This window comes from Enterococcus sp. DIV1307a (genome assembly GCF_050537425.1).
Taxonomy (GTDB): Bacteria; Bacillota; Bacilli; order Lactobacillales; family Enterococcaceae; genus Enterococcus; species Enterococcus faecalis.
In genome coordinates, this window is the sequence record NZ_CP172914.1 from 1,215,862 (window position 1) to 1,239,419 (window position 23,558).

Sequence of the window (23,558 nt, forward strand, 5' to 3'; positions counted from 1 at the left end):
CCATGAAAACAATTCGAACAGAAGAGGCAGTTGGCCTTCCATTGAGTCATGATATTACGCGAATTGACTATGGGAAGACCAAGGAAGTGTGTTTTAAAAAAGGACATATAGTTGTTCAAGAAGATATTCCAATTCTTTTATCATTAGGGAAAAAACATCTGTTTGTTTCCTTGGATCCAGCAGAAATACATGAAGAAGAGGCAACGACATTTTTGTATAACCTGTTAACAGATGACTCATGTCAGCCGAGTGAAGTCCATGAAGGAAAAATTGTTGCTAAAGCTAGTACGAGAGGTCTTTTAAAAGTCAATCGAGAAAAATTAATTGCTTTAAATGAAATTGAAGGTCTCGCCTTGTCAACTAAAGTTACCAATATAGAAGTTCAGAAAGATGAAAAAGTTGCAGCCTTTCGAGTGATTCCACTAACAATTTCTAAAAGCCAATTAGAAAAGGCACGCCAGCTCAGCACGTCTGAGCCACTAATCTCTGTGAAACCTTTCAAAAAAATACGGGTCGGGATTGTAACTACTGGCAGTGAAGTTTACACAGGATTGGTTGAGGATGCTTTTTACCCTGTGTTAAAAGCCAAGTTCTCCGCGTATCCTTTAGTTACGATTGTCAAGCAAGAAATTGTCGATGATCAGCCGCAAAAAATTACTGTTGCGATCAAAAAGATGTTAGCACAAGGGGTTGATCTGATTGTTTGTACAGGTGGTATGAGTGTAGATCCTGATGATTTGACACCGTTAGCAATTAAGCAGACAGGTGCTGAAATCGTAACCCATGGGACACCAGTCTTACCAGGCTCAATGTTTTTGCTGGCTTATAAAGGAGAGCAGACGATCATTGGCTTACCAGGTGGTGTTTTATTTTCAGAAAAAACGGTTTTTGATTTGTTGTTACCAAGATTAATGGCCAAAGAAGTGATTAAAAAATCTGAAATTATTGACTTGAGTTATGGCGGGTATTTATAAAAGAAAAGAGGCGTTCAAATGTCTAAACAAAAAAAGGCTGTGTTCCTGCTTAGTTTATTCAGTTTAGTTGCCCTAATTGCTGCATGTACAAATCAGCCGCAAAAAGAAACAGTTTCAACAAAAAAAGAAGAAATAACCCTTGCGGCAGCAGCTAGCTTAGAATCAGTCATGGAGAAGAAAATTATTCCAGCCTTTGAAAAAGAGCATCCAGATATTCAGGTAACTGGAACCTATGATAGTTCTGGAAAATTACAGATGCAAATTGAAAAAGGCCTAAAAGCCGATGTATTTTTCTCGGCTTCGACAAAACAAATGAATGCATTGGTTGCAGAAAAACTAATTAATAAAAAAAGTGTCGTTCCTTTATTGGAAAACCAGCTCGTTCTTATTGTGCCTAACCAAGATCAAGCAAAGTGGCATGATTTTTCTGATTTAAAAAAAGCCCAAATGATAGCAATTGGTGATCCTGCAAGTGTTCCAGCTGGTCAATATGCCGAAGAAGGCTTAAAAGCTTTAGGCGCTTGGTCTTATGTAGAAAAACACGCAAGCTTTGGCACGAATGTAACAGAAGTCCTTGAATGGGTGGCTAATGCAAGTGCAGAAGCTGGCTTGGTTTATGCGACAGATGCAGCAACCAATTCAAAAGTAGCGATTGTTGCGGCCATGCCTGAAGCTGCTTTGAAAAAGCCAATTATCTATCCAGTTGGTAAAGTTGCCGCCTCTAAGAAACAAAAATCAGCAGATGCTTTTTTAAATTTTTTACAGAGTCAACAATGCAGAAAATATTTTGAAAATATTGGCTTTAAGTTAACAAAGTAGGTGGGAAAATGGATGTTCGACCAATTCTTTTATCTTTTCAGACAGCAATAATCGCCATTTTATTTACTTTTGTTTTAGGAACAGGCGTTGCGTATATTGTTTTTCGTTTGAAAAATCGTAAATTAAAAATTCTTTTGAATAGTTTATTTACGTTGCCATTAGTTTTACCGCCGACTGTTTTTGGTTTTTTTCTCTTAACTATTTTTGGTGTTCAGCAACCAGTTGGTCAGTTTTTACTTGATTTTTTTGCCATTCAAGTTGTTTTTTCATGGCCAGCTACGGTTATTGCTGCCGTTGCTGTTTCATTTCCTTTAATGTATCGTTCAGCCTTAACGGCGTTTGAACAAATGGATAGTGAATTGTTGGCGGTAGCCCAGACACTCGGGTTTTCGGAAAGTCGATATTTTAGAAAAATTGCGTTACCTTTATCGATGAACGGTCTCTTGGCCGGTGGCGTGTTAGCTTTTGCCCGCGGGTTAGGTGAATTTGGAGCGACGACAATGTTAGCAGGGAATATTGCTGGTAAAACAAGAACGCTTCCTTTAGCTATCTACTCTGCTGTAGCAAGTGGGGATTGGCGTTTAGCCAATCAATATGTTGTGATTATGTTATTACTTTGCCTGATTATTTTATTTTTTACGGAATTTTTTAGTCAGCGCGCTTGGAGAAGATCGGAATGAGATTAATTGTTGATATTCAAAAAGAATTGAAAAGTCATACTTTGCAAATTCAGTTTGAAACAAAGACTCAAACAACAGGAATTTTAGGTGCTTCTGGTTGTGGCAAGAGTATGTTATTAAAATGTATTGCGGGTGTTGAGACTGCGGATAAAGGTCAGATTGTTTTAAATGATCAAGTCTTATTCGATGCTGAACAAAAGATCAATTTGTCGCCGCAACAACGAAAAATTGGTCTTTTATTTCAACAGTATGCGTTGTTTCCTCATTTGTCGGTAGTAGAAAATCTGACGTGCGTGACAAAAGATTTACAATTGGTCACTCAATTGCTTGCATCTTTTCACTTAACTAAAGTCCAAGAACAATATCCTAGTCAACTTTCTGGAGGACAAAGACAGCGAGTGGCTTTTGCGCGAATGCTAGCGGCTCAGCCGGCTTACCTGTTATTAGATGAGCCATTTTCCGCATTAGATGCACCCTTAAAGGAAGAGCTGCAAATTGAACTTCAACAGCGATTAAGTAATTTAAATCAACATGCCTTAATTGTGAGTCATAGTTTAGATGAACTGTATAAGTTATGTCAGAGTTTAGTGATAATCACAAAAAGCAAAACACTTTTTGGTGCAACAAATCAATTATTTAACCAACCTCAAACGATTGAAGCAGCTAAACTCACTGGTTGTAAAAATATTTGGCCTGTCAAACGCATAGATACGCACAGAGTCCAAGTGATTGGTTGGCAACAAACACTAATGGTTACACAAGAAGTTCCTATTTCTTGTCATTCTATAGGTATTCGGGCCCATGATTTCACAACAGAACCGCAGGCAACCAATCAAATCGAAGTGCATCACTTACAAACATTGTCAGCACCTTTTGAACAAAGTGCTTGGTTTCAACACCAACAAACCAAAATTTGGTGGAAAGGCAGCAATAGACTCAATCCGAAAGTTATTACTCAGTTATCCATTCCACCTACAGCAATTATGCCATTATGTCTATAAAATAGAAAAAGATTACGTGAAGCGGTTGACATATGATTGCATCTTCATTTATAATAGATTCATGAAAGGTTATTCATGTAAACGGAATAATCGCTATTATATAGGGAGTGAAGGTGTTTAAATGCAAAAGAGTTATAAACTAGAAGGACTTGATTGTGCAAGTTGTGCAGATAAAATTGAAAAATCTGTCCAAAAAATTCACGGAGTAGAAAAAGCGCGTGTGGACTTCATGGCTGAAAAGATGACACTGGAAGTTGAATCAGGACATGATTTAGAAGTCGAAAATGAAGCGCGTGCAGTGATTGGTAAGTTAGAACCAGATGTCAAAGTTATTTCTTTAAAAGATGTCAAAGAAGAAGAGGGACGTAATCCAAATAAGAATCGCTTAATTCGTATCATTATTGCATTTGTTTTATTTTTAGCACTTATTATCATTAAGCCAAGTAATAATTGGGTTGCTTTGGCGTCTTATTTAGTCGTTTATGTCTTAATTGGTGGCGACATTGTCAAACGAGCGGTAACGAATATTTTTCGTGGGGAAGTGTTTGATGAAAATTTCTTAATGTCTGTGGCAACGATCGGGGCATTCTTTATTGGGGAATATCCCGAAGCTGTGGCAGTAATGTTGTTCTACCAGGTCGGCGAATGGTTCCAAAGTGCTGCGGTTGATCAATCCAGAAAATCAATTGCCAAATTAATGGATATTCGTCCAGATTCAGCAAATCTTTTAGTAAATGGACAAATAAAAGCGGTCGCTCCAGATACAATTGAAATTGGACAACAAATATTAGTGAAACCAGGTGAAAAAGTTCCATTAGATGGTCAAATTATTGATGGCTCAAGTATGGTAGATACCTCTGCGTTGACTGGTGAATCCGTTCCAAGAACGGTCAAAGTCGGCGATGAAATCTTAGGTGGTTTTATCAATAAAAATGGGGCCTTGACCATTAATGTTACGAAAAAATTTGGGGATTCAACAGTTAGCAAAATTTTAGATTTAGTTGAAAATGCTAGCAGTAAAAAAGCCCCTGCAGAAAACTTTATTTCTAAATTTGCTCGTTACTATACACCAGTTGTCGTTGTTTTAGCTGTCTTATTGGCAGTGATTCCACCATTTATTTTCCCTGATACTTCTATTAATGAATGGGTTTATCGGGCATTAACGTTCTTGGTTATTTCTTGTCCATGTGCCTTAGTCATTTCTGTTCCTTTAAGTTTCTTCGGTGGAATTGGCGGAGCCAGCAAACTAGGTGTTTTAATTAAAGGGAGCAACTATTTAGAAATTTTAGCGAATACGGAAACGATTGTTTTTGATAAAACTGGTACGCTAACAAAAGGAAATTTTGTGGTTCAAAACATAACTAGTGTTGTTTTACCTGAAGAAGAGTTGTTACGTTTAACAGCAACAGCAGAACAATTATCCACTCATCCAATTGCTATTTCTATTAAAGAAAGCTATGGCAAAGAAACAGTTCCAGCAACAGCAATTGAAGAGGTTGCCGGACACGGTATCAAAGCCACAATTGAAGGCAAAACAGTTTTAGTCGGTAATGCGAAGTTAATGAAACAATTTGGTATCGAAGCACCAGAAGTGAAGGAAGCGGGAACTTTAATTTTTGTCGCTATTGATAATCAATTTGCAGGCTATTTAGTGATTGCGGATCAATTGAAACCAGACGCTATTTCAGCAATAAAAGAATTAAAAGCTGAAGGGGTCAAACAAACTGTTATGCTGACTGGAGACAATCAACAAGTTGCAGAAGCTATTGCAAAAGAAGTTGGTGTTGACAAAGTTTATGCAGAACTTTTACCAGATGGCAAAGTGGATCGTTTAGAAGAGTTGTTAAAAGCATCTTCACCTAAAAACAAAGTTGCCTTTGTTGGTGATGGTATGAATGATGCACCTGTTTTAGCCCGGGCTGATGTTGGGATTGCCATGGGTGGTTTAGGAAGTGACGCGGCAATTGAAGCTGCTGATGTGGTGATTATGAATGATGAACCAAGTCGTATCGCCTCTGCGATTAAATTATCAAGAAAAACATTGAGAATTGTTAAACAAAACATTATCTTTGCGATTGCTGTTAAAATCATTGTTTTGGTACTAGGTGCATTAGGCTTGGCTTCAATGCAAGCAGCAGTGTTTGCTGATGTTGGTGTAACTATTATCGCTGTTTTAAATGCTATGCGTTGTTTACGTGTAGAAAAGATGAAAGATAATAACTAAGCCTTAAAAAGTACAGCTGAAACAAACCTTTTTAGCTGATTATCAGAGTTTGAGCGTGGGACAAAAATCACTTTGACTTTTTGTTCCACGCTTTTTCTCCTACACAATTTCTATTCGTTCTTAAATTGCCAGAGTTCTTGTAAAGAAATCTTTAAATTTTTCGCTTTGTGGCATATAATAAGAGAGAATTTGTACGAAAATTGCGCTTCGCTTTTTTTTCATGGTACAATAAGCAAGAATGGATTGATTTACAGGAGGGAACCTCAACATGGCATCAAATGAAAAAACACGATATAAAGCAATCATTGCAGACCATACGTATACAATTATTGGCCAAGAGTCAAAACAACATATGGATTTAGTCACAAAAATTGTCAACGAACAACTGGCGGAAATTAAACATCTTTCTCCGCAAACTGATACGGAACAAGCTTCTGTTTTATTAGCAATTAATGCAATTTCAGATCAACTAAAAAAACAAGAATATGCTTTAAAATTGGAAAAACAAGTAGCAGATTTAAAACAGAAAACCATTCGTTTGGCTGAATTAGAGAATCGTGTGCGCCGAATGGAAATTATCGAAGAAGAAGCACGGGATGTTTTGAAAAAGAATGGACAAGAAGATGTAGAAATTCATAATCATGTGGAAGCCCAACAAATTTTGAATGAAAATCGAAAACAGCAGATTCAAAATAAAGGTGTTTCGGAGTAGTTCCTGAAAGGATGACAAGATGTTAACAATACTTATTTTATTACTTTTAGCCTTTGGATTTTATACAGGAGCTAAACGAGGCTTGATTTTACAAGTGCTCTATTCGGTGGGTTACTTAATTTCATATTTTGTTGCTCGAACTTATTACAAAGAGGTCGCCTCTCATTTAGAATTGTATATTCCATATCCATCGGTTACGCCAACGTCAAAGCTTGTCTTTTTTAATCAAGAGATTTCTTTAGACTTGGACAAAGCCTTTTATTCAGCGGTTGCGTTTCTATTATTGCTGTTTGCAGGCTGGTTGGTCGTTCGTTTTTTAGCTATCTTTTTACATGGATTAACATTTATTCCAGTTTTGAAACAGGTAAATGGACTATTAGGTGGCGTATTAAGTGTTCTTGTGTTATACGTGGGTCTTTTTCTAGTGTTAGCTACGGCGTCAATGATTCCGTCAGATATTGTCCAAAATCAGTTTCGGTCAAGTGGCTTGGCACGAGGCATTGTAAAAAATACCCCAATTCTAACAAAACAAGCATATGAATTATGGGTTGAACCAATTACGAAATAAAGCTGAATGGGACTGAGATAGAGATAAGAAGTAAGTGAGCAAAGCGAAACTTCTTATGTTATGTCTCAGTCTTTTCAACAAATGAAAAAGTTAGAAAAGTAGGTGGAAAAATGAATCAGCGTATTCTATCAACATTAGGGTTTGATAAAGTAAAACAACAGTTGTTGCAATTTATTGTGACAGCTCAGGGGACAAACGAAGTTTCGGAATTATTACCGATTGCTGATGAAAATAAAATTCAATCATGGCTAAATGAAACACAGGATGGTTTAAAAGTTCAACGATTACGTGGTGGAATCCCCATTCCTAAATTAGAAAATATCCAACCACACATGAAACGGATTGAAATTGGTGCGGATTTAAATGGCATAGAATTAGCACAAGTAGGCCGTGTCTTGTCGACTACTTCAGAACTGACTCGTTTTTTTGATGAGTTAAGTGAAAATGAAGTTGATTTTGAACGTTTATATATGTGGCGAGAGCAACTAGAAGTTTTGCCTGAATTAAATCGCCAACTCAAACAAGCCATTGATGATGATGGCTACGTCACAGATGAAGCTTCGCCAGCCTTAAAGGCAATTCGGCAAAATATTCGACGTAGTGAGCAGACCATTCGAGAAGAACTAGATAGTATTATTCGTGGGAAAAACGCACGTTACCTTAGTGATGCCCTTGTTACTATGCGAAATGAACGCTACGTGATTCCAGTCAAACAAGAATATAAAAATATTTTTGGTGGCGTGGTTCACGACCAAAGTGCTTCAGGACAAACCTTATTTATTGAACCTAAACAAATTTTAGAAATGAATAATCGCTTGCGACAACAACAAATTGCCGAAAGAAATGAGATTACTCGCATCTTGGCAGAACTGTCGGCCGAGTTGGTCCCTTATCGCCGTGAAATTACGCATAATGCCTATGTCATCGGTAAACTTGATTTTATTAATGCTAAGGCACGACTAGGAAAAGAACTAAAAGCAGTTGTTCCAGAAATTAGTCAAGCAAATCATGTAGTTTTTAAACAAGCCCGGCACCCGCTATTGGATCCAGAAAAAGCTGTAGCCAATGACATTGTGATTGGAGAAGAATATCAAGCAATTGTGATTACAGGGCCTAATACCGGCGGGAAAACCATTACTCTGAAAACGTTAGGTCTTTTACAATTAATGGGTCAAGCTGGATTACCTATTCCAGTTGAAGAAGAGAGTAAAATGGGGATTTTTACAGAAGTATTTGCGGATATCGGGGATGAACAATCGATTGAACAAAGTTTAAGTACTTTCTCTTCACATATGACGAATATCGTGTCTGTCTTAAAGAAAGTCGATCATCAAAGTTTAGTACTATTTGATGAATTAGGTGCTGGGACAGATCCGCAAGAAGGGGCCGCTTTAGCGATTGCCATTTTAGATTCATTGGGTGCTAAAGGAGCCTATGTGATGGCAACAACCCATTATCCTGAATTAAAAGTGTATGGCTATAATCGAGCTGGAACAATCAATGCCAGTATGGAATTTGATGTAGATACCTTGAGTCCAACCTATCGTTTATTAATTGGCGTGCCTGGCCGAAGTAATGCTTTTGAAATTTCGAAACGTCTTGGATTAGACAACAGTATTATTGAAGCTGCAAAACAAATAATGGACGGTGAAAGTCAAGATTTAAACGAAATGATTGAAGACCTGGAAAACCGTCGCAAAATGGCCGAAACTGAATATTTAGAAGCTCGCCACTATGTCGATGAATCGGCGGCTTTGCATAAAGAACTGAAAGAAGCCTATCAAGTGTTTTTTGAAGAACGAGAAAAAGAATTACAAAAAGCGCGGAAAGAAGCGAATAAAATTATTGCAGAAGCGGAAGAAAATGCGGAAACTATTATTTCTGATATTCGCAAAATGCAATTGGAAAGTGGCCAACAAGGTGGTGTCAAAGAACATCAGTTAATTGATGCGAAAACACAACTTTCTCAATTACACCATGAAGAAACCAAGCTTGCTAAAAACAAAGTGCTGAAGAAGGCGAAAGAACAGAAAAAATTAAAAGCTGGCGATGAAGTAATTGTCAATACTTACGGCCAACGAGGGACCTTATTAAAAGACAACGGCAAAGGACAATGGCAAGTCCAATTGGGCATTTTAAAAATGAACGTATCTGAAGAGGATATGACGCCTGTCGCTCCACAAAAAGAAGCGAAACCAAGAGTTACAACGGTTCGTTCTGCAGAAAGCAGTCATGTTGGCACACAACTAGACTTACGTGGCAAACGCTACGAAGAAGCATTGGCAGAAGTTGACCAATACATTGATGCTGCGATTCTAGCGGGCTATCCACAAGTAACCATTGTTCACGGCAAAGGAACAGGTGCATTAAGAACCGGAATAACGGAATTTTTAAAAAATCACCGCAGTGTGAAAAGCTATGAATTTGCGCCACAAAACCAAGGTGGTAATGGTGCGACTGTCGTAAAATTCCAATAAATAAGGACTTACAATAAGTAAGCAGAACACTCGCTATCTTAGAGATGACGTGTTATACTAAGCATGTAATAAGAGTAAAGAGTAGGAGGTTTGTGAAATGACACAAGCAATTACCGATAAAGATTTTGCAACAGAAACAGATGAAGGATTAGTCTTAATCGACTTTTGGGCAACTTGGTGTGGCCCTTGTCGTATGCAAGCACCCATCTTAGAACAATTATCTGAAGAATATGATGAAGACGAAGTAAAAATCGTCAAAATGGATGTGGATGAAAATCCTGCAACACCAGCAAGTTTTGGAATCATGAGCATCCCAACATTGCTATTGAAAAAAGATGGCGAAGTTGTTGAAAAAGCAGTCGGTGTTCATACAAAAGACCAATTGCAAGCAATGATTGCCAAACACTTATAAACGTTGATTAGTCATTACGAATAGTCTGATTCAGTCTGAAGAGAAATCATTAGCGATTGTCTTTTCAGGCTGTTTCTTTCGTACATAAAGTAGCGGCTTTTTTTGTTTAATTACAAAAAGAGGTGTATAATAGACGAAGCATTTTGTTAGAAAGGAAGTATCGTATGAACGAACGAATAAAAAATAAATTAGCACTGCTTCCTGATCAACCTGGTTGTTATTTAATGAAAGATAAAAACGGCACGATTATCTATGTTGGGAAAGCCAAAATTTTGAAAAACCGTGTCCGGTCTTATTTTCGTGGTAGCCATGATACTAAGACAGAACGATTAGTCAGTGAAATCGATGATTTTGAATATATTGTGACAGAATCGAATATTGAAGCACTTTTATTAGAAATTAATTTAATCCATAAAAATAATCCCAAATATAACATCATGTTAAAAGACGATAAAACCTATCCTTTTATCAAAATCACAAACGAAAAATATCCTCGTTTAATGATTACTCGAAAGGTTTTAAAAGACAAAGCGTTATATTTCGGGCCATATCCAGATGTAAATGCAGCGAATGAAACAAAGAAACTGTTAGATCGGCTTTTTCCTTTGCGAAAATGTAATCCATCGCAAAAAACACCTTGTTTGTATTATCATTTAGGACAATGTCTGTGTCCCTATGCTTTTGATGTGGATCCGCAAGTCTACAAAGATATGGTGGAAGAGATTAAAGGGTTTCTCTCTGGTGGACATACAGAAATTCAGGACCGCTTACAAGAAAAAATGGCTTATGCAGCTGCACATATGGAATTTGAAAAAGCTGCAGAATTTCGCGATCAAATTAAAGCGATTGAAACAGTTATGACCCGCCAAAAAATGACGAATGTGGATTTAATTGATCGTGATGTGTTTGGTTATGCTGTTGATAAAGGCTGGATGTGTGTCCAAGTATTCTTTGTCAGACAAGGAAAATTAATCGAACGTGATGTATCGATTTTTCCATTTTATGATGATGCCAGTGAAGCATTTTTAACTTTTATTGGACAATTTTATCAAGAGAATGAGCATTTTGTGCCAAAAGAAGTCTTGATTCCTGATGACATTGATAAAGAAAGCGTCGAAGCTTTATTAGCTACGAAAGTCTTGCAGCCGCAACGGGGAGAAAAGAAAAAACTGGTTAAATTAGCCAGTAAAAATGCTGCAGTTGCTTTAAATGAAAAATTCGATTTGATTGTACGGAAACAAGAACGAACAATTGGCGCAGTTGAAAAATTAGGCAATGCGATGAACATACCTGCGCCCATTCGAATTGAAGCATTTGATAATTCAAATATTATGGGAACAAACCCTGTTTCTGCGATGGTTGTGTTTATTGACGGACGGCCAGCTAAAAATGAGTATCGAAAATATAAAATAAAAACTGTCCAAGGTCCTGATGATTACGCTTCTATGAGAGAAGTCATTTATCGCAGATATTCACGAGTTTTAAAAGAAGGCTTGCCTTTTCCTGATTTAATTTTAATCGATGGTGGTAAAGGCCAAGTCGATGTTGCTAAAGATGTGTTAGCCAATCAACTAGGAGTCGATATTCCTGTAGCTGGATTAGCCAAGAACGACAAGCACAAAACGAGTGAACTTTTATTTGGTCCAAACTTAGAAGTTGTACCATTGGAAAGAAACTCACAAGAATTTTTCTTGTTGCAACGAATCCAAGATGAAGTCCATCGTTTCGCCATCACATTCCATCGTCAATTACGTAGTAAAAATAGTTTTGCTTCCAAATTAGATAACATTGAAGGCTTGGGACCGAAACGCAAAAAAAATCTTTTAAAAGAATTTAAATCGCTTAAAAATATTACGGCAGCCAGTGTTGAAGAATTAAGAAAAGCTGGGTTACCTGAAACTGTCGCGAAGAATGTGTATCGTCATTTGCACCAAGAAACAACCTCTGAGATAGAAAAATAAATGAAAATGAACCAGACAAATTAGGTGCTTTTCCTAATTTGTCTGTTTTTTTTTTTATTCAATTTTTTCATGAAAAGTTGAACTCTCAAGAAAATATGATAACGATTTCTTTCGTGATATACTAATACTAACTTAAAAGAGAGGACGTCTGATCATGAAAATACTAACACCCGTTTATCAAATAAAATTTAAAAAAGTACCAAATCAATTACTGATTGATGAGCGTTTAATGAATGAATTGGGTACGTGGTTGAATCGTACAGGTCGAATTTGGGCCTGCCAATCATCAAAATCGGCAAAGGAATTTAAAAATACATTTTATGAAAGCACAGGCTTGACCGCAAATGAAGTGCATATTTCTGCCGAGACGGATGGTCTTTTTCGCTTAGCAGAAAATAAAGCGTCTGATTAAAGTGCAACATCTTTCCATAACAATTGTCATTGACAAGCCAACACAGGAAAGATACGATATGAGTAACTAAACAGCGGTTTAGAAAAAGTGAAGGGGGCGTTTATGTGTTAGAGGTAAAAGAGTTAGTCAAAACCTTTGGGGATTTTAAAGCAGTTGATCATGTATCCTTTACGATACCGGACGGGAAAATTTTAGGATTAATTGGCCAAAATGGTGCCGGGAAGACAACTACGTTTCGCTTGATTTTAAATTTTTTAACACAAGATAGCGGGTCAGTTTTATGGAATGGTCAACCATTAAACGAAAAAGAGTACAATATTATTGGTTATTTACCAGAAGAACGGGGTTTATATCCTAAAATTACGATTGAAGACCAACTAATTTATTTCGCTTCGTTGCGGGGAAAAACTAAAAAAGAAATTGAACCTAAAATTGACTTTTGGATGGAAAAATTTCAAGTTAAAGGCAAAAAAACAGATAAAGTTAAATCTTTATCAAAAGGAAATCAACAAAAAGTTCAATTGATTGCGACACTTATTCATGAACCGAAGTTAATTATTTTAGACGAACCATTCAGTGGCTTGGATCCAGTTAATGCAGAATTATTAAAAGACGGCATTATTGAATTGAAAAATCAAGGTTCTTGTGTCATTTTTTCCAGTCATAATATGGACAATGTGGAAAAAATCTGTGACCATTTAGTCATGTTAAAAAATGGACGCATGGTTTTAGATGGTCAGGTTCATGAAATTCGACAACAATTTGGTCGAACAAAATTATTCTTAGAATCACCGTTATCTGTTGAGGAAGTTGCTGCTACAGCAGGTGTGAAAGAAGCACACTTGCGACAAGATGGCGTCTTAGAAGCGACATTAGAAAACGCTGAAGTGGGCAAAGTGTTGTTTGATAAAGCGACAGCCAACGGCTACATTCCAATGTTTAATCAACAACCACCAACATTGGAAGAAATTTTCAAAATGAAAGTAGGTGGGCAAGATGAGTAAATTTTGGATTATTGCGACTGATGTCTATAAGAAAAATGTGAAGTCGCTGTCTTTCTTAATCATGATTTTAGCGCCATTTCTTCTTGTAGGAATTGTTTACTTAGCGGGCTCTCTAGCTAGCGGTTTTTCAGGAGATACTACCATTGGTCTGGTTTCGGAAAATCAAGCGCTCGTTAAAGAGTTGACAAAGAATAAAACAGAGGACTTTTCTTTCAAAGCTGTTTCTTCTGAGAAAAAGGCCCAAGAACAATTAAAAGACGAGAAAATTGATGCCTATTTACTTTTGGACACTACAGATAATCAGATTTCTGGTCAGCTTTACTCTGAACGCTCTTTAGGAAATGCAACCGAGATGCTAATTCCTCAAATGTTAAACCAATTACAAACAATGGCGAATGCCAATCGTTTAAACCTAACAGCTGAGCAAGTTGCCATGTTGAATCAACAAGCAACATTTAAAAAAGCCAAAATTAGTTTTGATGAAAATGGCAAAATAAAAACAGGAGAAGATAACACAGGGATTCAAATGGCGTTAGCAATGGGGATAACAATTTTGTTATTTGTCTTCATCAGCAGTTATTCTTCAATTATTGCCCAAGAGATTGCTTCTGAAAAAGGCACTAGAATCATGGAAGTTATTCTCTCTAGTACAAAAGCGCAAACCCATTTTTATGGCAAATTAACTGGGGTTATTCTAGTAGCTTTAACACAAATTTTCATTTACGGAGTGGCGTTTGTTCTCGGCTATTCTCAATTGAAAAATCTTGATTTTATGAAAAGTCTATTAAGTGGTATTTCACCACAAAGTATTTTTTCATCAACCTTTATTTTTACATTAGGCTTTTTCATTATTGGTATTCTCGTTTTTGCTGTTTTGGCAGCACTTTGTGGTTCTCTTGTTTCCAAACCAGAGGATACAGCAAAAGCAGTTCAGCCCATCATGTATATTGGTTTAATCGGTTATATGATCGGCATTACGTTTGGGACGAATGATCCACAAAATATCGTGGTGAAAGTGACTTCCTTTATTCCGCTGATTTCGTCATACATTATGCCAGTACGCTTGGCGACCGAAACGGCATCAACAATGGAAGCAATTGTCTCATTAGTGATTTTGGCAGTTTTTGGAATTATTTTAACAATCTTCTCTGCTCGTTTATACAAATCAAACGTTCTTGTATACAGTGAAGGCGGCATGATTCAATCTTTAAAACAGTCAATTTCTATTTTAAAAAATGAACAAAAGCATAAATAATCCTTGTTTAACTATAAAAGGACCCGGTAAATCAGTCAAAGTGACTGATCTGCCGGGTCTTTTTTAGGCACCGTTCGTCGTTCAACTAGACGAACGGTTAATTTTTTTTCAGGAATATTCGTCTGATTTAATTGGTTGTATAGGTAAATAAATGAGTTTTCGGCTTGATACTGAATGGCATAATCAACAGTCGTAATATGCATCAACTCACTGACATAACTATTATCAAAGCCAATGACAGCGACATCGCGAGGAACGGCATAATTTAGATTTTCAAGTTCTGAAATAAACTCAGCTGCTACGTGATCATTATAAAAGGCCAAAGCTTCTGGCTTGTCGGTTAATTGTTGCCAGTAATGGGCAATTTTGCGACCAGAATGGTTAGTATACTGATCATTAATCAGCCACTCAGTTTGCCAAGGTGCCTGAGTGTTTTCATAAAAATCTTTCATTGCACGTTTTCGTGCGTGCGTGTTTAAATTTTCGGGATTACCGAGGACATGACCAATTTTTTGGTATCCTTGTTGTTGTAAATATTCTAAGGAACGATAATAACCAGAGTAATGATCAATGTAGGAAGAGTATATATTAGGTGAATCGATACGATGCCAGGTTGCTAAAGGACCATACGCGCTGTAAGGCTCAATCACCGACCATTCATTTGTTCGTGTCAATAAAAACAAGCCATCTAATTGTTTGTATTTTAATTGGTTCAAGGCATCAATTTCTTTTTGCTGATCGCCATCTGTAAAAAATAAGGTTACGGAATAATTGTATTTTTTGGCAATTGAAATAAAGCGATTCAAGAAAATACCTAAGGAACCTAAATAGCTAGGGGCTAAAAAGCCAATGGTTTTTGTGGCACCTGCTCGTAAATTCCGCGCCACATAATTCGGGGTATAATTTAATTCTTTCATTGCTTTGAGAATTTTTTCTTGACTATCGGCACTCACATATCCTTTTCCAGAAATTAAGCGAGAAACAGTCGATTTCGAGACACCGGCAACTTTTGCTACATCAATGATAGACGTCATTTTTTACCTCCAAAGTGGAATGTATTCTTATAAGAAGTATAGCATACATTTTTTTGAAAATAGTGCTTGACATGGGAACATTCCCATAATTTATCCTAAAGATGTAAACGATAACAATTTAATCAAGGAGGAAGAAGACGGATGACAAGAGGAGCATTAAAAATTGCAACAATTGGTGGCGGTTCTAGTTATACACCTGAATTAATTGAAGGATACATTAAAAGAAAAGATGAACTGCCAATTAAGGAAATTTGGTTAGTCGATATTGAAGCTGGTAAAGAAAAATTGGAAATCGTTGGGGCAATGGCGAAGCGCATGATTAAAGCTGCTGGTTTAGATTGGGAAGTTCATTTAACATTGGACCGTGAAGCAGCCTTAAAAGGGGCGGATTTTGTTTCAACACAGTTCCGTGTAGGATTATTAGATGCTCGCATTAAAGATGAACGGATTCCTTTGTCCCATGGAGTATTAGGCCAAGAAACAAATGGCGCGGGAGGAATGTTTAAAGCATTTCGAACAATTCCTGTCATTTTAGCTATTATTGACGATATGAAACGCCTTTGCCCAGATGCTTGGTTAGTGAATTTTACTAATCCAGCTGGAATGGTTACGGAAGCTGCAATTAAACATGGTGGTTGGAAAAAAACAGTTGGCTTATGTAATGTGCCGATTGGTCATAGAAAACAAGCGGCCGAAATGCTGGGAATTCCAGAAGAAGACTTATTCTTTAAATTTGCTGGAATTAATCATTTCCATTGGCACCGCGTTTGGGACAAAGAAGGACAAGAGCGAACACAAGAACTCATTGATTTAATTTACGGACCTAAGCAAGAGCAAGAAAGTCATTTGAAAAATATTTTTGATGCGCCGTTCCATTATGAACAGTTAAAAGATTTAGGAATGTTACCATGTGGTTATCATCGCTATTATTATATTGAAGATGAGATGTTGAAGCATTCCATCGAAGAGTATGAACGGGGCGAAACAAGAGCACAAGTGGTTAAAGAAACGGAAGGTCGTCTGTTTGAATTGTATAAAGATCCCAAACTAGATTACAAACCAAAAGAATTAGAAGAACGGGGCGGCACACACTATAGCGATGCAGCTTGTGAAATGATTGCATCAATTTATAATGATAAACGAACGGATATGGTTGTTTCTACTGAAAATAATGGGACAATTACTGATTTACCGTATGATTGTGTTGTAGAAGTATCTGGACCTGTGACAGCTCATGGCCATGAACCTTACAACTGGGGGGCCTTTCCGCCAGCAGCACGAGGAATTATTCAAAATATGAAAGCTATGGAAGAAACGGTTATTCGAGCAGCCATCAATGGTGATTACGGCGCAGCATTGCATGCTTTCACTATTAATCCATTAGTTCCTGGCGGCGTCATGGCGAAGACCTTGTTGGACGAATTATTAATTGCCCACAAAGCGCATTTACCGAATTTTGCAGATGCGATTAATAAAATTGAAGAAACACAACCAGAAACAGTCACATATGTGGCCGAATTAATGAAAAGTAATTAAAAAATATCGCACGCTAAAGATTCGTTTAGTGTGCGATACTTTTTTTAGAATAGGAAGCAAAGGATTCCGTTTTTTTCTTGACAGTAAAATGATAGGTTTGTTGCCGGAACAGCCACTGAATACCAGAGTAAATTAAAATTTCAGCAATAATAAACGTCGAAAGTTTCTGTGCGGAAAGGAATAATAGCGTTAAAATTAAAAATAAGACGACACAGGTATAAAAAACATGTTGCAATTTTTTAGAATTGATAATCGTGATTTCTTTGGTATCTTCAGTAACTTCAATGCGCCGATAAAATTGGAACCAGCCTTCATAGAACGTTAAAACATCCCCAGGATCAGCCTCAATTTCAATAGGTACATTAGTAAAAAGTTTCCCTTGATGCACACCATTTTTATAAAATGTAAAATAGCGTAACGCGCCCCAAGCTGATGTTTTTCGTGTCAATGTAATCTTCATGGTTTTCACCTCCGTCTTTATTTTGCCATAGTTTCGGTAAAATTGTATCCTACTAAAGTCCGATTCTCTGATATTAGGGTCAGAATTGACAAAAGAAAGCAGAGGTGTTAATGTGGGAGTAATTAAACGAGGAGGTATAATTGTATGTTGGCATCTATCAGAATTTGGATTGACTTTTTGACAAAATAAATTGAATAAATCTTATCAAAAAGTCTGAAATTAAAATTCATGGGTGACGTGTGTACTTTTATACGAAACTACAAGGATAGCGATTAGGCTGTCCTTTTTTGCGTACCCAAGATTCTTTCGTTTCAGAAATGAAAGAAGAGGGCGAAATGAAAAAATTAAGTATTCATCTGAAAGAAGTAAGTATTCACTTTTCGGGAAAAACAATTCTAGAAATTGATGAATTATTTGTATATGAAAATGAAAAAATTGGGATTATTGGTAAAAATGGCGCAGGAAAATCAACACTGCTCAATTTAATTATGGGTAAGATTCAATCAGACAAAGGAAAAGTTCAAAGATTGAACGACTTTCATTACTTGGTACAAGTAGCTGAAGAAATAACGAATGAACCAGAGAAAACTGACAAAAACTGTTTGCTAAATCAGAAAAATCAAAAACTAAGTGGTGGCGAAAAAGTCCAAAAACGCTTAGCAACATTATTTTCAGAGTATCCAACCGGGGTTATTTTAGATGAACCAACCACACATTTAGATAAAGAACATCGTCAGTTGTTAGTGGCAGATTTAACGTATTATTATGGGACCGTTTTGTTTGTTAGTCATGATCGCTTTTTCTTGAATCAATTAGCAGAGAAAATTTGGGAAGTTTCGGATGGACATGTCAAAGAATATTTAGGAAACTACGATGCCTATTGTCGTCAAAAAGAATTGGAACAGCAAACACGATATAATGTCTATCATCAGTATCAAAAGGAAAAGAAAAAATTACAGGAATCTTACACAAAGAAACAAGCACAAGCGCAAAAATCTAGTCATGTTTCAAAAAAACAAAAACAAAAGCAAATTAAACCTAGTCGTTTAGCTGGTTCTAAACAAAAAGATACCGTACAAAAAGCACTCCAAAAACAAGCGAAAGCGATTAATGCCAGAATTGACAGATTACCCAATGTTGCGCAAGCAAAACAAGAGCGAAAAATTATTTTTCCTACTAATAATCAGTTCTCTTTATACAATCCATATCCAATTAGAATTGAAAATTTAACTTTCGCTTATGAGAATCGAACAATTCTTAACCAAGTGAACGTTCAAATTCCTTTAAACGAAAAAATAGCACTTTGTGGAAAAAATGGTGCTGGGAAGAGTACCTTCCTTCAACAAATTGAAGCTCGTCACCCAGCCATTTACTTTTCTCCCAAAGTCCGGTTAGGAACATATCATCAATTAGATTATCGATTAAAAAATGATGAACCACTGTTGACTTATTTATTGAAGCGGACAAATTATTCTGAAAAGGTTGTGCGTTCACTTTTATATCGGCTAGGTTTTCAACAAGAAAATTTACAGACAAAGATATCTTCTCTAAGTGGTGGCGAAGCCATAAAAATTACTTTGGCGCAATTATTTATAGAACCAAATAATATCATCTTATTGGATGAACCCACCAATTTTCTTGATTTAGAGACAATCCAAGCACTTGAAGAATTTATAAGTGCCTATCAAGGAACAGTAATTTTCACCTCGCATGATGAAACGTTTGTGGAAAAAGTAGCCACCCGCACTATTTATTTAGAAAACGGGAAAATTATTGATAAATAAAAAAAGTAAACAAAAAGTCGCTATTTTAGCGACTTTTTGTTTAGACTTCTTCAATTGGTAAATAGGTGTATTCTGCAATTTCTGCGGCATGGGAGCCAGCAACATGTCCAGTGACAAATGCAGCTGTAACATTGTAGCCTCCAGTATAGCCATTAATATCTAAAAGTTCACCAGCAAAAAATAAACCATTGACTAATTTGCTCTCCATTGTTTTAGGGGTCACTTCTTTGAGGGAAATCCCACCGCCTGTGACAAAAGATTTTTCCAAAGGCAATGTTTTCGTAACAGTGAACTGAAAGTCTTTCAGTAGTTCCACAAAGGAAAGACGTTGCTTTTCTGTTAGTTGTTTGGCAGGCACTTCTTCAATTGCTAGTTTCTCTAGATAAAAAGTGAGCAGCCGTTCTGGTACTAAAGAATGAAAGGCATTTTTTGCCACTTTATTTGGCTGTTCCTCAATCATGTAATCAACGTTTTTCAGCACTTCTTCAAAAGATTTTGTCGGAAACACATCCAAGGCTACCGTGACAGGTTGATTGCCGTTGCGAGTTAATTCTTGGTTAATAAAACTAGAACAGCGGAGCGCGGCAGGTCCTGAAATGCCAAAATGTGTAAACAGCATATCCATTTGATGATTAACTAAAGGTTTTCCTTTTTGGTTCAAAACAGTTAAATTAACATCTTGTAAAGAGAGACCTTGCAACGTTTTATCAAGGATAAAAGGTTCTTCAGAAATAATAGGCGATTCGGTAGGGTAGAGCGGGCTGATGGTATGCCCCATTTTTTTGGCTAGTTTATAGCCATCACCAGTTGCTCCTGTGGAAGGATAAGTGCGGCCGCCAGTTGTTAATACAACACACGGTGCATAAATTTTTTCCAGTTCGGTTTCAACGCCAATTATTTGATCGTCTTTTCGTAGTAATTTTGTGACCTGTGTTTTTGTAAAAACAGTGACTCCTAATTCGTTAATGCGGTTAAATAGCGCATCAACAATTGACTTCGATTTATCTGTGACAGGGAACATGCGTCCGTGATCTTCTTCTTTTAAGTGAATACCATTGGATTCAAAAAAGTTCATGATATCATAGTTATCAAATTGTGAAAATGCGCTGTATAAAAATTTTCCATTCCCAGGAATAAATGAAATGATTTCTTCTGCGGGCCGATTATTAGTTACATTACAGCGGCCGCCACCAGTCATTAATAATTTTTTCCCAACACGGCGATTTTTTTCAATCAATAATACTTGAGCGCCTGCTTCTGCGGCCGCAATCGTGGCCATCATACCGCTCGTCCCAGCACCGACAATAATTACATCAAATTTCTTCATAGTTCTCCTCCAATTCAATAGGTAGTGTACCATAATTACGGGATTTTTTCTGGATTTAAGGAAAAAAATAAATAAAACTAAGGAACCAGCTAATTGAAAATTTACTAACTGGCTCCTTAGTTTTATAAGAACTCGTTTACAATTTTTATTATTTTTTCTGAATGATTAGACACATCTAATGGTGATTCGATTGAAATTAATTCTTTTAATCCGTTGTTTAGTTCTATTTTCATACCATTATTATTCATGTAAAATCTTAAAATCCATTTTCTGATATTATTATCTAGGAGTACATTAAAGTAACTTTTATTATCTCGGTAAAATATCCTATCCAACACTACTGTATCTTTTAAAATGAGTTTAGAAATTGTGTAAACTTCTAATTCTTCAGGAGTAGTAACTATATTATTCTCGATTTCATCTTCAGGCTGTTCAGACAAATCATCTTCTTTGTCCGAAACAGAAGTATTTAATGCAGCACTTAACTTTTCATTTACTTTTTCATTGATAAATTGATTTATTCCTTTTTTTATTATAGGTGTAAACTTATCTAATGTTTGTTTAGTTTTTACTCCGCCATAAATTTCTCCAACAAAATATTTTACAAAATCTTCTGAAGGGTCTAAAAGCTGATCTGATAAGAAAGCTTTAAATTTATTTAAATATTTCAATTCAGAAGCGCTACTTGTAATTTTATCAATATCAAATGTGTCTTTATGGAATTTAGCAATTTCTGGTATTTGTGTATCCTTCAAATTAGTTATATCAATAGTTAAAAATGGAGAGACGTCCATTTTGTTGGGTTCTTCCAAATCGGTAAAAAATTTATATTCTTTACCATTTGTTAATATTCCAAATTTTGATGTCGTAGTCCCAAAATATCTAAATAATTGAGAATCATGTTTTGTTAATTGCTCGTTGACAGATTTTGCTTCAATTAACATAGTAGGAATACTATCAATTACTATCGCATAATCTACTTTTTCCCCTTTCTTAATCCCTACATCAGCAGTAAATTCTGGAACGAATTCCAAAGGATTAAAAATGTCATAACCCAGTATTTGAAAGAAGGGCATAATTAAAGAAGTTTTGGTTGCTTCTTCGGTAGCAATATTTTCCTTTAATTTTGTTACTCTTTTACCTAACGATTTTAAATCATCTTTAAATTTTTCCATTTCCATAAATATTCCTCTTTTCTTTAAATACATCTTGATGTATAAGAGTGTATTTAATGCAAAATATCAACAAATTTTTATCTTTGCTTACTAATTTTATATTACATACTTTACAAAAATATGTCAACGCTTTCATTAGCGCAATAAAAATGCAAAAAAGAAATAAATAAAAAAATAAACGTTTGACTATGGTAATTTTTGAATTTTCAGTTAAAATAAACCTATAACAATGAGAGGATGATTAAATGGACGCAAAACAATATGTTAAAAATATTCAAGAAAAAATTCACCAATTAGACCAAGGTCAAACAGAATATTTACAAGCAGTCGATGAGTTTTTACCAACCGTAGAAGGTTTTTTAGAAAAAAATCCTCAATACATTGAAGCAAATGTTTTAGGTGTCTTGATTGAACCTGAACGTATTTTTCAATTTCGTGTGCCGTGGCAAGATGACCAGGGCAATTGGCATGTGAACAGAGGCTATCGTGTCCAATATAATTCAGCGATTGGACCATACAAAGGTGGTTTGCGGTTTCATCCAAGTGTGAATTTAAGTGTGATGAAGTTTTTGGCCTTTGAACAAATTTTTAAAAATAGTTTAACTGGTTTGCCAATCGGTGGCGGCAAAGGCGGTAGTGATTTTGATCCAAAAGGTAAGTCAGATGCTGAAGTGATGCGCTTTTGTCAAAGTTTCATGACCGAACTTCAAAAACATATTGGTCCAAGCACAGATGTTCCAGCAGGCGATATTGGCGTAGGCGCTCGTGAAATTGGTTATTTGTTTGGCATGTATAAACGCTTGCGCAACTATGATGCAGGAGTGTTGACTGGCAAACCTTTAGGATACTGGGGAAGCCAAGCAAGAACAGAAGCGACGGGTTATGGAACGGTTTATTTTGTTAAACATTTATTAGCAGATAAAAACGATACGTTTGAAGGCAAAAAAGTCGCTGTTTCTGGTAGTGGGAATGTCGCAATTTATGCCATGGAAAAAGCAACTGAGCTAGGCGCCACAGTAATCACATGTTCCGATTCGTCTGGTTTTGTCTATGATCCAGAAGGAATTGATGTGGCGTTAGTAAAAGAACTAAAAGAAAAAAATCGTGAGCGCATTTCAAAATATGTTGAAACACGTAAAGGCGCAACTTATTATGATAAAGAATCTGTTTGGAATTTCGAAACAGCGTATGACATTGCGTTACCATGTGCAACACAAAATGAAATCAACGAAAAGCAAGCCGCTATTTTAGTGAAAAACGGAGTGAAAGTCGTGGCAGAAGGCGCAAATATGCCTTGTACACTAGAAGCAGTCGCCGTTTTTGCTAAATCAGCTGTAATTTATTGTCCAGGCAAAGCCGCTAATGCAGGTGGTGTTGCGGTTTCTGCATTAGAGATGAGCCAAAATGCTGAACGTTTAGCTTGGTCCTTTGAAAAAGTTGACGGTATGCTAGATCAAATTATGCAAAACATTTATGAGACTTGTCGTGATACAGCTAACGAATATCAGGCACGAGATAACTTTGTTTTAGGTGCGAATATTGCTGGCTTTGAAAAAGTAGCGGCAGCGATGCTAAGTCAAGGACTCGTTTAATAACAAAAAATGCTAGGATTTCCTAGCATTTTTTATTGATTTGTTTGATTAAGAGAATAAATATCTCTAATTAAATAGTTAAAATTAAACAATTGGTCTATCCAAAAGAATTTGCTTGAAAAAATGTCTAAAAACACGTAAAGTATACATG

Annotated in this window: 20 protein-coding genes; 16 read left to right on the forward strand and 4 right to left on the reverse strand. The window is 36.3% G+C overall.

What is annotated here, in order from left to right:
• The first annotated feature begins 2 nt into the window (after nucleotides 1-2).
• The 13 genes from IGL90_RS05935 (at nucleotide 3) to IGL90_RS05995 (ending at nucleotide 14,499) form a co-directional block, all read left to right on the forward strand.
• A complete protein-coding gene (locus IGL90_RS05935; RefSeq protein WP_048737250.1) occupies nucleotides 3-974 on the forward strand; it encodes a molybdopterin-binding protein in 972 nt (323 codons plus the stop codon).
• An 18-nt stretch (nucleotides 975-992) separates the two neighbouring features.
• The gene (gene modA / locus IGL90_RS05940) at nucleotides 993-1,793 is read left to right on the forward strand and encodes a molybdate ABC transporter substrate-binding protein (protein WP_002360416.1); all 801 of its coding nucleotides are present in this window, start codon (nucleotides 993-995) and stop codon (nucleotides 1,791-1,793) included.
• Nucleotides 1,794-1,801: 8 nt separating this feature from the next.
• Nucleotides 1,802-2,473 (forward strand): molybdate ABC transporter permease subunit, encoded by a 672-nt coding sequence (gene modB, locus IGL90_RS05945; RefSeq protein ID WP_002357709.1) that lies wholly within the window; start codon nucleotides 1,802-1,804, stop codon nucleotides 2,471-2,473.
• Nucleotides 2,470-3,474 carry an ATP-binding cassette domain-containing protein gene (locus IGL90_RS05950; protein WP_002425862.1) on the forward strand — a complete coding sequence of 335 codons (1,005 nt, stop codon included), beginning with the start codon at nucleotides 2,470-2,472 and terminating at the stop codon, nucleotides 3,472-3,474. The genes modB and IGL90_RS05950 overlap by 4 nt, the downstream gene beginning before the upstream one ends.
• A 121-nt stretch (nucleotides 3,475-3,595) precedes the next feature.
• Nucleotides 3,596-5,698 carry a heavy metal translocating P-type ATPase gene (locus IGL90_RS05955; RefSeq protein WP_002357707.1) on the forward strand — a complete coding sequence of 701 codons (2,103 nt, stop codon included), beginning with the start codon at nucleotides 3,596-3,598 and terminating at the stop codon, nucleotides 5,696-5,698.
• A 268-nt stretch (nucleotides 5,699-5,966) separates the two neighbouring features.
• Complete coding sequence (zapA, locus tag IGL90_RS05960; protein WP_002357706.1) at nucleotides 5,967-6,410, forward strand: cell division protein ZapA; 444 nt, start codon at nucleotides 5,967-5,969, stop codon at nucleotides 6,408-6,410.
• A 19-nt stretch (nucleotides 6,411-6,429) separates the two neighbouring features.
• The gene (locus tag IGL90_RS05965) at nucleotides 6,430-6,978 is read left to right on the forward strand and encodes a CvpA family protein (protein ID WP_002357705.1); all 549 of its coding nucleotides are present in this window, start codon (nucleotides 6,430-6,432) and stop codon (nucleotides 6,976-6,978) included.
• Between the two features lie 110 nt (nucleotides 6,979-7,088).
• Entirely contained in the window at nucleotides 7,089-9,455 is a 2,367-nt protein-coding gene (locus IGL90_RS05970) for an endonuclease MutS2 (RefSeq protein ID WP_002369462.1), read from the forward strand.
• Between the two features lie 97 nt (nucleotides 9,456-9,552).
• Nucleotides 9,553-9,867, forward strand: a complete 315-nt coding sequence (gene trxA, locus IGL90_RS05975; RefSeq protein ID WP_002357703.1) for a thioredoxin — start codon at nucleotides 9,553-9,555, stop codon at nucleotides 9,865-9,867.
• Nucleotides 9,868-10,031: 164 nt separating this feature from the next.
• Entirely contained in the window at nucleotides 10,032-11,828 is a 1,797-nt protein-coding gene (gene uvrC, locus IGL90_RS05980) for an excinuclease ABC subunit UvrC (RefSeq protein ID WP_002357701.1), read from the forward strand.
• 154 nt (nucleotides 11,829-11,982) lie between these two features.
• Nucleotides 11,983-12,240, forward strand: a complete 258-nt coding sequence (locus IGL90_RS05985) for a DUF3884 family protein (protein WP_002369461.1) — start codon at nucleotides 11,983-11,985, stop codon at nucleotides 12,238-12,240.
• A gap of 104 nt (nucleotides 12,241-12,344) precedes the next feature.
• On the forward strand, nucleotides 12,345-13,244 hold the full coding sequence (locus tag IGL90_RS05990) for an ABC transporter ATP-binding protein (protein ID WP_002357699.1): 900 nt from the start codon (nucleotides 12,345-12,347) through the stop codon (nucleotides 13,242-13,244).
• Nucleotides 13,237-14,499: an ABC transporter permease gene (locus IGL90_RS05995; RefSeq protein ID WP_002357698.1), complete on the forward strand. Its 1,263-nt coding sequence runs from the start codon at nucleotides 13,237-13,239 to the stop codon at nucleotides 14,497-14,499. Before IGL90_RS05990 ends, IGL90_RS05995 begins: the two co-directional genes overlap by 8 nt.
• A 35-nt stretch (nucleotides 14,500-14,534) precedes the next feature.
• Here IGL90_RS05995 and IGL90_RS06000 read toward each other — a convergent pair whose 3' ends face one another.
• Complete coding sequence (locus IGL90_RS06000) at nucleotides 14,535-15,533, reverse strand: LacI family DNA-binding transcriptional regulator (RefSeq protein ID WP_002379419.1); 999 nt, start codon at nucleotides 15,531-15,533, stop codon at nucleotides 14,535-14,537.
• A gap of 141 nt (nucleotides 15,534-15,674) precedes the next feature.
• Here IGL90_RS06000 and IGL90_RS06005 point away from each other — a divergent pair, with 141 nt between their 5' ends.
• Complete coding sequence (locus tag IGL90_RS06005; protein WP_002357694.1) at nucleotides 15,675-17,069, forward strand: 6-phospho-beta-glucosidase; 1,395 nt, start codon at nucleotides 15,675-15,677, stop codon at nucleotides 17,067-17,069.
• Between the two features lie 25 nt (nucleotides 17,070-17,094).
• Here the strand turns inward: IGL90_RS06005 and IGL90_RS06010 are convergent, their stop codons facing one another.
• Nucleotides 17,095-17,601 (reverse strand): hypothetical protein, encoded by a 507-nt coding sequence (locus IGL90_RS06010; RefSeq protein WP_002357693.1) that lies wholly within the window; start codon nucleotides 17,599-17,601, stop codon nucleotides 17,095-17,097.
• A 245-nt stretch (nucleotides 17,602-17,846) separates the two neighbouring features.
• Here IGL90_RS06010 and abc-f point away from each other — a divergent pair, with 245 nt between their 5' ends.
• Nucleotides 17,847-19,313, forward strand: a complete 1,467-nt coding sequence (abc-f, locus tag IGL90_RS06015) for a ribosomal protection-like ABC-F family protein (protein WP_048737257.1) — start codon at nucleotides 17,847-17,849, stop codon at nucleotides 19,311-19,313.
• A gap of 40 nt (nucleotides 19,314-19,353) precedes the next feature.
• Here the strand turns inward: abc-f and IGL90_RS06020 are convergent, their stop codons facing one another.
• Entirely contained in the window at nucleotides 19,354-20,640 is a 1,287-nt protein-coding gene (locus IGL90_RS06020; protein ID WP_002374922.1) for an NAD(P)/FAD-dependent oxidoreductase, read from the reverse strand.
• A 122-nt stretch (nucleotides 20,641-20,762) separates the two neighbouring features.
• Nucleotides 20,763-21,821 (reverse strand): type I restriction endonuclease, encoded by a 1,059-nt coding sequence (locus IGL90_RS06025; protein ID WP_002357690.1) that lies wholly within the window; start codon nucleotides 21,819-21,821, stop codon nucleotides 20,763-20,765.
• A 239-nt stretch (nucleotides 21,822-22,060) separates the two neighbouring features.
• Between IGL90_RS06025 and gdhA the strand changes: the two genes are divergently transcribed.
• Nucleotides 22,061-23,407 (forward strand): NADP-specific glutamate dehydrogenase, encoded by a 1,347-nt coding sequence (gene gdhA / locus IGL90_RS06030; protein ID WP_002379420.1) that lies wholly within the window; start codon nucleotides 22,061-22,063, stop codon nucleotides 23,405-23,407.
• Nucleotides 23,408-23,558: the final 151 nt, after the last annotated feature.

Excerpts from the sequence above, each read along its gene's own strand:
- gdhA (WP_002379420.1), top strand. The coding sequence starts at position 22,061 with ATGGACGCAAAACAATATGTTAAAAATATTCAAGAAAAAATTCACCAA.
- IGL90_RS06000 (WP_002379419.1), bottom strand. The coding sequence starts at position 15,533 with ATGACGTCTATCATTGATGTAGCAAAAGTTGCCGGTGTCTCGAAATCG.
- modB (WP_002357709.1), top strand. The coding sequence starts at position 1,802 with ATGGATGTTCGACCAATTCTTTTATCTTTTCAGACAGCAATAATCGCC.
- uvrC (WP_002357701.1), top strand. The coding sequence starts at position 10,032 with ATGAACGAACGAATAAAAAATAAATTAGCACTGCTTCCTGATCAACCT.
- IGL90_RS05995 (WP_002357698.1), top strand. The coding sequence starts at position 13,237 with ATGAGTAAATTTTGGATTATTGCGACTGATGTCTATAAGAAAAATGTG.
- IGL90_RS05950 (WP_002425862.1), top strand. The coding sequence starts at position 2,470 with ATGAGATTAATTGTTGATATTCAAAAAGAATTGAAAAGTCATACTTTG.
- modA (WP_002360416.1), top strand. The coding sequence starts at position 993 with ATGTCTAAACAAAAAAAGGCTGTGTTCCTGCTTAGTTTATTCAGTTTA.
- IGL90_RS06005 (WP_002357694.1), top strand. The coding sequence starts at position 15,675 with ATGACAAGAGGAGCATTAAAAATTGCAACAATTGGTGGCGGTTCTAGT.
- IGL90_RS05955 (WP_002357707.1), top strand. The coding sequence starts at position 3,596 with ATGCAAAAGAGTTATAAACTAGAAGGACTTGATTGTGCAAGTTGTGCA.
- IGL90_RS06020 (WP_002374922.1), bottom strand. The coding sequence starts at position 20,640 with ATGAAGAAATTTGATGTAATTATTGTCGGTGCTGGGACGAGCGGTATG.
- IGL90_RS05985 (WP_002369461.1), top strand. The coding sequence starts at position 11,983 with ATGAAAATACTAACACCCGTTTATCAAATAAAATTTAAAAAAGTACCA.
- zapA (WP_002357706.1), top strand. The coding sequence starts at position 5,967 with ATGGCATCAAATGAAAAAACACGATATAAAGCAATCATTGCAGACCAT.
- IGL90_RS05935 (WP_048737250.1), top strand. The coding sequence starts at position 3 with ATGAAAACAATTCGAACAGAAGAGGCAGTTGGCCTTCCATTGAGTCAT.
- abc-f (WP_048737257.1), top strand. The coding sequence starts at position 17,847 with ATGAAAGAAGAGGGCGAAATGAAAAAATTAAGTATTCATCTGAAAGAA.
- trxA (WP_002357703.1), top strand. The coding sequence starts at position 9,553 with ATGACACAAGCAATTACCGATAAAGATTTTGCAACAGAAACAGATGAA.
- IGL90_RS05970 (WP_002369462.1), top strand. The coding sequence starts at position 7,089 with ATGAATCAGCGTATTCTATCAACATTAGGGTTTGATAAAGTAAAACAA.
- IGL90_RS05965 (WP_002357705.1), top strand. The coding sequence starts at position 6,430 with ATGTTAACAATACTTATTTTATTACTTTTAGCCTTTGGATTTTATACA.
- IGL90_RS06025 (WP_002357690.1), bottom strand. The coding sequence starts at position 21,821 with ATGGAAATGGAAAAATTTAAAGATGATTTAAAATCGTTAGGTAAAAGA.